Source organism: Skermanella pratensis, assembly GCF_008843145.1.
GTDB lineage: Bacteria > Pseudomonadota > Alphaproteobacteria > Azospirillales > Azospirillaceae > Skermanella > Skermanella pratensis.
Genome location: NZ_CP030265.1, coordinates 1,077,794 through 1,089,180, shown reverse-complemented (window position 1 = coordinate 1,089,180; position 11,387 = coordinate 1,077,794). Strand labels below are relative to the sequence as shown.

Sequence of the window (11,387 nt, the reverse complement as noted above, 5' to 3'; positions counted from 1 at the left end):
CGCCCAACCGACACACCCCGAGGGGCAGGAAAGCCGATGCAGATCCGAGAGATCATGACCCGCGACGTGGAGGTGGTCGCCCCCGGCGACACGATCCAGCGCGCGGCGAAGCTGATGGATGAACTGAACGTGGGCGTCCTTCCCGTGTGCGAAGGCCCCAAGCTGGTCGGCATGATCACCGACCGGGACATCACCGTCCGCGCAACCTCCGTCGGCAAGGCCCCCGGCGAGTGCAAGGTCGCCGAGGTGATGACCGACGAGCCGCGCTACTGCTACGAGGACGACGTGGTAAGCGACGTGTCGCGGCTGATGGGCGACATGCAGATCCGCCGCGTGCCCGTGCTCGACAGCGGCGACCATCTGATCGGCATCGTCTCCCTGGGAGACATCGCGACCGATTCGGACCGGCCGCAGACCATCGCCGACACGCTCGGCCAAGTCTCCGAGCCGTCCGCTCCCGACCGCGGCTGACCCTTTCACTGCAAGAAGAACTTAAGGAGATTTGCGGCATGGCTGCCGATAACCAGAACCACGACAAGGCCCAGGATCTCGCCGAGGAAGGCCTGGAGAAAATGATCGAGGGCGACCGGAAGGAAGGCGAGAAGCTGGTCGAGAAAGCCAGGAAGCTCGACTCCGAAGCGGTCGCCGAAGTCGCGCAGGAGGTCGAGGAAGACCGGCAGCAGGCCGAGAAGTTCCAGAAATAGGTTTCAGCGTTCCAGGATCGTGCCGGTCACCACCGCCTCGTGCAGGTCGCAGCCGGTCATATCGGCGTTGGTCAGGTCGCAGCCGTGCAGGATCGCCTTGCGCAGCCGCGCCCCGGCCATGCGGGCGCGCACCAGGGAGGTGCGCAGCAGCCGGTCGGCACCGATCCTGAGCGAGGCCAGGTTTGCCTCCTCCAGGCACCCGTCGATCAGGATGGCCCGGTCGAGCCGGGCGCCGCGCAGGTCGGCGGCGCGCAGGTTGGCCGAGCGCAGGTCGGCTCCGTCGAGCTGGATCGACTGGAGCTGGGCTCCCTGCAGGTTTGCGCCGCGCAGCCGGACGCGGGACGCGATGCCCAGGCTGAGCACCCGGTTGCGCAGGTCGGCGCCGTCCAGGTCCATGCCCGAGAGGTTGAGCTGCGCCCCGTCCTTGCCGCCGCTCTTAAGCCATCGCGCATGGGCCGCCAGCATGCCCTCCAGGTCCAATGCCGGTGCCGGCGCGGCCTCCGGCTCCTTGTGCTCGGCCGGCAGCGGCACCGGATTGATCTGCTGGGCGACCGCGTCGGCATCGGTCCTGACGGCGGTCTGAAGTTGGGTGTTGGCCGTCGTGGTGGCACCGGTCAGGTCGGCGCCGCGCAGGTCCGCGCCGGAGAAGTCGGTCCCGCTCAGGTTGGCGCCGACGAACTTCGAATTGCGCAGGTCGGTGCGCACGAGGCGCGCGTCCGACAGCTTGCTGTGGGAGAAGTCGGCGCCCGCCGCGAAGGAGCCCGACAGCTTGGCTCGGGCCATGTCGGCGCGGACCAGGATCGTCGAGCTCATATCCGCCGGCCCCGGCTCGAACCCGATGACCTTCAACTCGCCATCGCTGCCCTTGTTGGCCATGGAACCGTCGCGCAGGTCCACCTCGACCATGACGGCGTCCTGGAGCAACGCGCCGCGCAGGTTGGCGCCGCGCAGATCGGTGCGAAACAGATGGCTGCCGGTCAGGTCGGCCCCGCGCAGGTCCGCGCCGAACAGGTCGGCATGGTCCAGCACCGTGCCCATCATCCGCGCGTCCCGCAGGATCGCCCCGGACAGATGGGCGCCGGTCAGGTCGCGGCCGGCGAAATCGAGACCCGAGAGATCGAAGAACGGCATGTTCGCCCGCGAGCCGTTGGGCCTTCCCTCCATGAAGCGCTTGTGCCGCTCGCACACGCGATCAAGTTGCTCCTGAGTCAGCTTGATCCTGGCCTTGCGTTCCTCGTCGATGGCCATGCGTCATCCGAACAGTTTGTCGATGTCGCTCTGGTTGATCTCCGCGCTGCCGTTCATGACGGGTGGAGGGGCCGGAGGAGGGGGCGCCGGAGGGGCGGGTGCCGGACGCGGCGGCGAGGGCGGTTCGTAAGCCGGCTGGGGCGGCGGGGCGTCGAAGCTGATGCTGTCGAACAGCGCGTCGATCGTCGCCTGGTCCACGCCGTCGCCGAGCGCCGGACCGTTGAGCAGATGGGCGTCGGGGCGGTCGTCGTTCATCTTGCGGTGCGACGCCGCCGCATCGGCCGACGCCAGGACGGCCCGGTCGACGCCCCAGATCTCGATCATGGTGTTCACGCGCTGCTCGATGTAGCGCAGGGTGTTGACCACCTTGGTGGTGCGCTGGCCCGTGATGTCCTGGAACGAGCAGGCAGTCATGATCTCCATGATCTGGATCTCGATGTCGTTCGCGACATCCCCGACATCCAGGCTGATCTCCCCCCGGGCCGCCCGGTGCATCTGGTTGGCGAATTCCTGGATGCGTTCGGCCGCGTTGAGGATCTCGGTGGTCGCCCGCTCGGTCGCCGTCACGATGGCGTCCAGCTCGCCGGTGGCTGCCATGATCCGGTTGGCGCCCGCGTCGGCCGGCCGAAGCGCCGCGATCTCGCTGCGGGTCTGCTGGATGTAGCTGCTCATCTCCTGCAGTTCCTGCCGCAGAATGCGCAGGTGCGTGGAGCGGTCCGTCGTGACGCCGGCGGCGTCCGTCACCATCTCGATGGGCTGGGCGGCGGTGACCGCGACGGCCTCGACCCCGCGCAGCCGGTCGACCTGCTCCTCCAGCTTGCCCGCCAGGCGGCGCCAGTCGTCGACAGAGACAACCCGCGTCCGGCGGTCGCGCATGCGCAGGAATGCCCGTCCGCGAGCCGACGAGGACAGGGCCTCCTCCATGCTCAGATAGTCGAGTTCCGTAAGGTCGAGCAGTTCAGGTACGGTCATCTTCGGACTTCTGACCAATCAAGAAGGCAGGGGTCGCGGCGGGCATCCGGGAGCATATCACCGTCCCCTTAACTTACCCCTAATGATCAGGTGTCCTGGCCGAACAGCGTGGCCGTTCAGACCTTGCGCACGGCGGCGCTCCAGCTTTCGCCGCGGAGCGCGTCGTCGCGGGCCTGGCACCAGCCGTTCTCCCAAGCAAGGTGCATGACCCGGTCCGCCTCGTAGGGATTGCCCTGCAAGGCCTGTCCGTCATGGAAGGCGGCATAGCCCTGGTCGTACTCGATGATCCGGGGATCGTCCGTCCGCCCGGTGAAGACCGCCTTCCTGCCGGACGGCCGCGAGGACCCCTGGTCGATGAAGGCGCGGAACTCCGGAAATTGCATCAGCACGCTGTCGTCCACGCCTCCGGGATGATCCGCCAGCGTCCTCATGCCGCGCGGCGTGATCAAGAAATCCCCCGCCTCGACGAGGTCAAGAAGGAGCGCCTGTACAAGCCTGTCCAACGCACGGGCAAGCTCTTCCCGGATCTCCGAGTCGGGCACCGGAGAGGCCTCTCCGACCGATCGCAGGTTTCCCTTCAGCCTTGCCAGCGCATCGTCCAGCGTGGCCCGGCCGTTGGCCGCGACCTTCAGCAAGGCCAGCATGAGATCGACCTGATGCAGCAGCGGATATTCCTTGAGTTCCATCATCTCCCCCTGCCCTACCTCCTGAACCAACCCCGGAGCCTGGACGATGTTCCCCGGAAACGGGGGGCGCCCGGGCCGGCCGACGTGCAGGCAAGAAAAAAGCCGCCCGGCCGGGCGGCTTCTTCGCGGATCGTCTTCAGGGAACGGGGAGACGTCAGCCGGCGGAACCGACCCTCTGGCGAAGGGTCTGCAACAGGGCTTCCATCTGCCCGCCGCCGCGCTGGATGACCGAGGAGAACTCGGAGCGCTGGGTCACGCTCATGCTGACCCCCTCGACCGCGACGTCGATCACCTTCAAGGTATCGCCGCGCTGCCGGACGCGCCAGTCCACTGCCACGGGCGGCGCGTCGGGGCGGATGATCTGCGACGCCACGATGGCGTCGCTCTCCCCCTCCGGCCGGTGGCCGGTGATCTTCAGGGTCTCGTTGACGTCCAGGTTCTGCCCGGAATACTGGGAGAAGCGGTCGGCATAGACCTGTACGATCAGCCGCTCGAACAGCGCGCCATACTCCTGCTGCTGTGCCGGGGTCGCCGTGTTCCAGATCCGGCCCAGCACGAAGCGGCTGATGTAGGGAACGTCGAAACCCTCGTTCAGCAGCACGCGGAACCGCTGCATGGACTCCTGGCGATCCAGGTTGGGCTTGACCAGAACGTCGATCGCGCGGGCGCCCAGGTCCTGGATGAACTTGGCTGACGCTTCCGAACGTTCGTCGGCGCGGCCAGCGGCGGGAAGCGCGACGGTGCCCGCAAAGGCGAGCAGCGCGGCGCAGGTGATGAAGAAGCGGCGTGTGATCATGGCGTGCTGGACTTAGCCGTTCCGTCGGGATTGTCAACCTGCGGCACTTCGTCCTCGGGAAACTCGGGAAACTCGGGGAATTCGGGGTATTCCTCGATGGAGGACCGCCCGTCGCTGATCTCGTTGATCCGGTTCTGCCGGTACAGGCTGCGCAGCGAGGCATAGTAGTCGAGCGAATTGCGGCGCAGGTCGTCGATCGGCTCGATCAGGCGGGAGCGGGTGTCGATGCCGCCGGCGATCGCGCGCCCGATCGGAATCCCGTCGCGGTCGGTATTGGCGGCCCACAGGTTGACCGGGTCGCCGAAGGCTTCGGCCGCGATCCCCGTCGTGTCGCGGAAGTTTGACGGCCCCAGCAGCGGCAGCACCAGGTAGGGACCTTCCGGCACGCCCCATACGGCGAGGGTCTGCCCGAAATCCTCCGCCTGATACTCCAGGCCGTGGTCGGCCGCCACGTCCATCAGGCCGCCGATGCCGACGGTGGTGTTGACCAGGAAGCGCTTGGTCGCCACCTCCGCGCCGTTCCAGTCGCCCTGGAGCAGCTCGTTGGCGATCGTCAGCGGGCTCCGCAGGTTGCGCAGGAAATTGCGGATGCCGTTGCGGACCGGGTTGGGCAGGATGCCGCGGTAGATGTCGGCGACGGGGCGAATCAGCAGGATGTCGGTGCCTTCGTTGAAGCCGAAGATCGCCCGGTTGAAACCTTCAAGCGGATCGTTGGCCTCCTGGTAGGCCGCCAGGGCCGCGGGATCGTCGCGCGGAGGCAGGACGCATCCGGACAGGACGGAGCCGCAGACAAGCAGGGCAACGGCGGCAACGGAACCGCGAAAGCGCGGGAAGCCAGACAGGTTCATGGATAAGTCGCTCATCCAGAAGAGAAAGATGGGAGGCCGGTGCCGCCAGGATTCCGACGTCGCAGAAGGCGCGGATCGTTCTGACGTATCATACGGATTTGTTTTTGACCAGATGCCACGGCCGGGAGGAGCCGCAGCCGGAGGGTCTCATATGGCCGTCCCTCCGTTTTTCCAGAAAAGTCGTTTACGTCGCATAAAGATATCTTTATATATCGATTGACGAGAACGGCTTTCAGCGCACATTTCCGGCACACTGGGACAGGCACAGGGATGGACTCACTGCTCACGGCACTCAAGGCGGCGGCGGAGCCGACACGGTTGCGGCTGATGGCATTGTGCGCCCAAGGCGAGCTGACCGTGACCGAGCTGACCCAGATCCTCGGCCAGAGCCAGCCGCGCGTGTCCAGGCACCTTAAGCTGCTGTGCGACGCGGGGCTGCTCGACCGCTTCCGGGAAGGGACCTGGGCGTTCTACCGCCTGGCCGAGCGCGGCGCCTTCGCCGAGCTGGCGCGCACCCTGATCGACGCGGTGCCGCGGGACGACGCGACCCTGGCCCTGGACCTGGAGCGGCTGAACGCGATCAAGCGCGCCCGCGCCGAGGCCGCCGCCGACTATTTCCGCGAGAACGCCGCCCGCTGGCACGAGATGCGCTCGCTGCACGTGCCCGAGCGCGAGGTCGAGGCGGCCTTGCTGCGCCTTTTCCCCGTCTCCGGCATCCAGGACCTGCTGGACCTCGGCACCGGCACCGGCCGCATGCTGGAGCTGCTGGCGCCCCGCGCCGAACGCGCCCTGGGCATCGACCTGTCGCGCGAGATGCTGGCGATCGCGCGGGCCAACCTGGAGCGCGCCGGCCTGCGCAACTGCCAGGTCCGGCAGTCCGACATGTACCAGCTGCCGCTGCCGTCCGGTTCGTTCGACGCCGTGGTGATCCACCAGGTGCTCCATTTCGTCGAGGAGCCGGCCGACGTCCTGGCCGAGGCCGCGCGGGTGCTGCGCCCCGGCGGGCGGCTGGTGATCGTCGATTTCGCCCGTCACGACCTGGAACCCCTGCGGACCGAGCATGCCCACCGCCGGCTCGGCTTCGGCGACGACGAGGTCACGGGCTGGCTGCGCGCGGCCGGCATGTCCGCCGGCCCCGTCGTCCGGCTGCCCGGCGATCCGCTGACCGTCAATCTCTGGCCGGCCACCCGCGAGGAGGGCTCCCGCCCCCCCGTCGCCGATGCCGCCGCTTCCGCCCTTTCGACCTTCGGAGTGAACTGAATGAGCGTGGCCTCCCCCAGCCCGGCCCTCTCCGCCCTTGACCCTTCCGGTCTCGATCGGCAGTCCGGCGTGATCGCGCGAACCGGCCTGCGGCTCGACGTCCCGCTGCCCGCCGACCTGGCCGTCAGCTTCGAGTTCTTCCCGCCCAAGACCGAGAAGATGGAGCAGACCCTGTGGCAGGCGGTCCACAAGCTGGCCCCGCTCCGGCCGGAGTTCGTGTCGGTCACCTACGGCGCCGGCGGCACCACGCGGGAGCGCACCCACGCGACCGTCTGCCGTCTCCAGAGGGAGACCGGCATCCCGGCGGCGGCCCACCTGACCTGCGTCGGCGCCACCCGGGAGGAGATCGACGCGATCGCCCGGACCTACTGGGACAGCGGCATCCGGCACATCGTGGCGCTGCGCGGCGATCCGCCGACGGGCGTGGGCACCGCCTACGAGCCCCATCCCGGCGGCTACGCCTATGCCGCCGACCTGGTCGAGGGGCTGAAGCGGGTCGCCGACTTCGAGATCAGCGTGGCGGCCTATCCCGAGAGCCACCCGCAGGCGGCCAGCGCGGTGCACGACCTGGACAACCTGAAGCGCAAGATCGACGCCGGCGCCACGCGGGCGATCACCCAGTTCTTCTTCGACGTGGGCGCCTATATGGGTTTCGTCGAACGGGCGGCGGCGGCGGGCATCACCGTGCCGATCGTGCCGGGCATCCTGCCGATCACCAACTTCACCCGCGCGATCGAGTTCGCCGGGAGCTGCGGCGCCGCCATCCCGCCCTGGATGGCCGACCTGTTCGCCGGGCTGGACGACGACCCCGACACAAGGCAGCTGGTCGCCGCGACCGTTGCGGTCGAGCAGTGCCGCCTGCTCCATGCCGAAGGGATCGGCAACTTCCACTTCTATACCCTGAACCGCGCCGAGCTGACGGTCGGCATCTGCCATATGCTGGGCGTCCGGCCAAAGCGGGAAGCCGCCGAATCCGAGGCTGCCGCAGCGTCTTGACAGCCGCCGCCCGGTAGAAACGCCCCCCAGTAGAAACACCACCGAGACAGAAGAACCATGGCCCATCTCCTCGACCTTCTCAAAGAACGCGTCCTGCTGTGCGACGGCGGCATGGGCAGCAGGGTGCAGGCGCTCGACCTGGACGTCGAGCGCGACTACTGGGGCATGGAGAACTGCACCGACGTGCTGGTCCTGTCCCGGCCCGACCTGGTCCGCGAAATCCACCGCGGCTACTACGAGGCCGGCGCCGACATGGTGGAGACGAACACCTTCGGCGCGTCGCCGATCACGCTGGGCGAGTTCGACATTTCGGACAAGGCGTTCGAGATCAACCGGCAGGCCGGCGAACTGGCGCGCGAGGCGGCGGAGAGCTTCAAGGACGACCGCCAGCGCTTCGTGCTGGGCTCGGTCGGCCCGGGCACGCGGCTGCCCAGCCTGGGTCACGTGGCCTACCAGCCGCTGGAGGACGCCCTGGCGGTCCAGGCGCGAGGGCTGATCGCCGGCGGCGTCGACGCGATCCTGATCGAGACCTGCCAGGACCCGCTCCAGATCAAGGCGGCGGTCAACGGCGTGAAGGTCGCCAGGAAGGAGGCCGGCACCGACACTCCGATCTTCGTCCAGGTGACGGTGGAGACCACCGGCACGCTGCTGGTCGGCAGCGACATCGCCGCGGCCGCCACGGTGATCCACGCGCTGGACGTGCCGCTGATGGGCCTGAACTGCGCCACCGGCCCGGCCGAGATGTCCGAGCATGTGAAGTGGCTGGCGGAGAACTGGCCGGGCCTGATCTCGGTCCAGCCGAACGCCGGCCTGCCCGAGCTGGTCAACGGCGCCACCCGCTACCCCCTGCTGGCCGACGAGCTGGCGAACTGGCTGGAGCGCTTCGTGCGCGACGACGGGCTGAACCTGATCGGCGGCTGCTGCGGCACCAACATCCCGCACATCCAGGCCACCGACGCGATGCTGCGCCGGCTCGCCGGGGCCGGCCGGATACGCCCGACGGTGAAGCCTCGCACCCATCACTGGATCCCGTCGGTCGCCTCGCTCTATGGCCAGGTTTCGCTCCGTCAGGAGAACGCGTACCTGTCGATCGGCGAGCGCTGCAACGCCAACGGCTCCAAGAAGTGGCGCCAACTCCAGGAGCGGCACGACTGGGACGGCTGCGTCGAGATGGCGCGCGACCAGGTCAAGGAAGGCAGCCACACGCTGGATGTCTGCACCGCCTTCGTCGGCCGCGACGAGGTGGCGGAGATGAACCAGGTGATCACCCGCTTCACCGGGTCGGTCACGGCGCCGCTGGTGATCGACTCGACCGAATACACCGTTCTGGAGCAGGCGCTGGCGCTCCACGGCGGCAAGCCGATCATCAACTCGATCAATTTCGAGGACGGCGAGGAGCCGGCGGCCAAGCGGCTGATGCTGGCGAAGAAGTTCGGCGCCGCGGTGATCGCGCTGACCATCGACGAAGAGGGCATGGCGAAGACGGCGGAGAAGAAGCTGGAGATCGCCCGGCGGCTTTACGACTTCGCGGTCAACCGGCACGGGCTGCGGCCGGAGGACCTGCTGTTCGACCCGCTGACCTTCACCGTCGCGACCGGCAGCGAGGACGACCGCAAGCTGGGCCAGTGGACGCTGGAGGGCATCGAGGCGATCAGCCGGGAGATGCCCCAGTGCCAGATCATCCTGGGCCTATCCAACATCTCGTTCGGCCTGAACCCGGCGGCGCGTCACGTGCTGAACTCGGTCTTCCTGGACCATGCGGTCAAGCGCGGCATGACCGGGGCGATCGTCCACGTCTCGAAGATCATGCCGCTGCACAAGATCCCGGAGGCCGAGGTCAAGGCGGCCGAGGACCTGATTTTCGACCGGCGGAGCGAGGGATACGACCCGCTGCACGCCTTCATCGCTCTGTTCGAGGGCCGCAAGGCGGCGTCGGCGGTCAAGAAGGAGCGGCCAACCGCGATCGACGAGAGGTTGAAGCAGCGCATCATCGACGGCGACCGGACCGACCTGGACACCGACCTGGCGAAGGCGATGGAGAGCTATCCGCCGCTTGAGATCATCAACAACTTCCTGCTGGACGGCATGAAGGTGGTGGGCGAGCTGTTCGGCGCCGGCAAGATGCAGCTTCCGTTCGTGCTCCAGTCGGCCGAGACCATGAAGGCGGCGGTGGCCTACCTGGAGCCGTACATGGAGAAGGTCGAGGGCCAGGAGAAGGGCACCATCGTGCTGGCGACGGTCAAGGGCGACGTCCACGACATCGGCAAGAACCTGGTGGACATCATCCTGACCAACAACGGCTACCGGGTGGTGAACCTGGGCATCAAGCAGCCGATCACCAACATCCTGAACGCGGCGAAGGAGCACAAGGCCGACGCCATCGGCATGTCCGGCCTGCTGGTCAAGTCCACCGTGGTGATGCGCGAGAACCTGGAGGAGCTGAGCCGCGGCGGCATCGAGGTGCCGGTCCTGCTGGGCGGCGCCGCGCTTACCCGGGCTACGTGGAGGATGACTGCGTCAAGGCCTATGGCGGCGGCCGGGTCGCCTATGCGCGCGACGCGTTCGACGGGCTGTCGCTGATGGACAAGGTGATCAACGGCCAGTTCGACACCTTCCTGGCGGCCAACCAGGCCAAGCGCCAGGGGCGCGCCACCAACCAGCGGCGGAAGCTGGGGCAGCCGGTGGAGGCCGAGAGCGGTGCGGTGGACGTCGCGGCGGCGCGGGCGCGGCGCGAGCGGCTGGCCGATGGCGTGGCGGTGCCGACCCCGCCGTTCTGGGGGCCGCAGGTGATCGGGCGGGTGCCGCTGAAGACCCTGGTGCCGTACCTGAACGAGCGGATGCTGTACCAGCTCCAGTGGGGTTACCGGAAGGACGGCAAGACGCTGGACCAGTTCAAGGACTGGTCGAAGAAGGAGCTTCGGCCGATCCTGAACCGGATGCTGACGACCGCCGCCGAACAGGAGATCCTGGTTCCCCAGGCGGTCTATGGCTACTGGAAATGCGCGGCCGACGGCAACGACGTGATCCTGTACCAGGAGGACGGCAAGAGCGAGGTCGCGCGGTTCACGCTGCCCCGGCAGCGCAAGGAGGACGGCGAATGCATCGCCGACTTCTTCCGCGACGTGTCCCATGGGCCTTCCGGCCGGGACGTGATCGGGCTTCAGGTTGTCACCATGGGCCAGAAGGCGAGCGACGTGGCCCGCGACTGGTTCGCCGAGAACCGGTACCAGGACTACCTGTACCTGCACGGGCTGGGCGTTGAGATGGCCGAGGCCATGGCCGAGTATGTCCACAAGCGCATCCGCGCCGAGCTGGGCTTCTCGGCGGAAGACGACCGCGACCTGGAGAAGATGCTCCAGCAAGGCTACCACGGCAGCCGCTACAGCTTCGGCTATCCGGCCTGCCCCAGGCTGGAGGACCAGGACCAGCTGCTGAAGCTGCTGGACGCCGGGCAGATCGGCGTGGAGCTCAGCGACGAGTCGCAGCTCCATCCGGAGCAGAGCACCAGCGCGATCGTCGTGCATCACCCGAAGGCGAAGTACTTCTCGGTGTAGGGACGCGGGGGGTCGGGGGCTGGTTTGCGGACGGAGTGGAGGCGAGCGTCGCCTCCACTCCCCCCCTGAGATGGTTCAGGACCTGCGCACCCGAGCCGCCGACGGTTCTCCTGGAAGTCCTTCCAGAGCAAAGGCGACTTCAGGCTTTACGCCATCGGGCTTTGAGATTGACGTGTATCGCATCAACGTTCCGCCGTAGTCCCGCTGTCGCCTCGCCGAGGCTGATCATTCTCGCCGTGCGAGCAGGTCCAGGGTGCGGTTCCCGATTCCATTTGGCAGACCCACGGTGATCGATCCCGCCGGATTGGACTATATCCTATTGG

Annotated in this window: 9 protein-coding genes and 1 pseudogene; 5 read left to right on the top strand and 5 right to left on the bottom strand. The window is 67.8% G+C overall.

Annotated elements, in window-relative coordinates; all coding sequences use genetic code 11:
* Positions 1-36: 36 nt before the first annotated feature.
* A complete protein-coding gene (locus DPR14_RS04950) occupies positions 37-471 on the top strand; it encodes a CBS domain-containing protein (protein WP_158044165.1) in 435 nt (144 codons plus the stop codon).
* A gap of 38 nt (positions 472-509) precedes the next feature.
* A complete protein-coding gene (locus DPR14_RS04945) occupies positions 510-704 on the top strand; it encodes a heme biosynthesis protein HemY (RefSeq protein ID WP_158044164.1) in 195 nt (64 codons plus the stop codon).
* Between the two features lie 3 nt (positions 705-707).
* Here DPR14_RS04945 and DPR14_RS04940 read toward each other — a convergent pair whose 3' ends face one another.
* From DPR14_RS04940 to DPR14_RS04920, 5 genes are all read right to left on the bottom strand, one after another.
* Positions 708-1,952, bottom strand: a complete 1,245-nt coding sequence (locus tag DPR14_RS04940) for a pentapeptide repeat-containing protein (protein ID WP_246148865.1) — start codon at positions 1,950-1,952, stop codon at positions 708-710.
* A 3-nt stretch (positions 1,953-1,955) separates the two neighbouring features.
* Positions 1,956-2,924 carry a protein phosphatase CheZ gene (locus DPR14_RS04935; RefSeq protein WP_158044163.1) on the bottom strand — a complete coding sequence of 323 codons (969 nt, stop codon included), beginning with the start codon at positions 2,922-2,924 and terminating at the stop codon, positions 1,956-1,958.
* 116 nt (positions 2,925-3,040) lie between these two features.
* Positions 3,041-3,613, bottom strand: coding sequence for a hypothetical protein (locus DPR14_RS04930; protein WP_158044162.1), 573 nt, complete (start codon positions 3,611-3,613; stop codon positions 3,041-3,043).
* A 151-nt stretch (positions 3,614-3,764) separates the two neighbouring features.
* A complete protein-coding gene (locus tag DPR14_RS04925; RefSeq protein WP_158044161.1) occupies positions 3,765-4,406 on the bottom strand; it encodes an MlaC/ttg2D family ABC transporter substrate-binding protein in 642 nt (213 codons plus the stop codon).
* The gene (locus DPR14_RS04920) at positions 4,403-5,254 is read right to left on the bottom strand and encodes an MlaA family lipoprotein (RefSeq protein ID WP_158044160.1); all 852 of its coding nucleotides are present in this window, start codon (positions 5,252-5,254) and stop codon (positions 4,403-4,405) included. Before DPR14_RS04920 ends, DPR14_RS04925 begins: the two co-directional genes overlap by 4 nt.
* Before the next feature lie 270 nt (positions 5,255-5,524).
* Between DPR14_RS04920 and DPR14_RS04915 the strand changes: the two genes are divergently transcribed.
* The 3 genes and pseudogenes from DPR14_RS04915 to metH all read left to right on the top strand — a co-directional run bounded on the left by DPR14_RS04915 (position 5,525) and on the right by metH (position 11,064).
* Complete coding sequence (locus tag DPR14_RS04915) at positions 5,525-6,514, top strand: ArsR/SmtB family transcription factor (protein ID WP_158044159.1); 990 nt, start codon at positions 5,525-5,527, stop codon at positions 6,512-6,514.
* Positions 6,515-6,673: 159 nt separating this feature from the next.
* Positions 6,674-7,510: a methylenetetrahydrofolate reductase [NAD(P)H] gene (metF, locus tag DPR14_RS04910; protein ID WP_246149292.1), complete on the top strand. Its 837-nt coding sequence runs from the start codon at positions 6,674-6,676 to the stop codon at positions 7,508-7,510.
* A 57-nt stretch (positions 7,511-7,567) separates the two neighbouring features.
* Positions 7,568-11,064 (top strand): annotated as a pseudogene (gene metH / locus DPR14_RS04905) (methionine synthase).
* Positions 11,065-11,387: the final 323 nt, after the last annotated feature.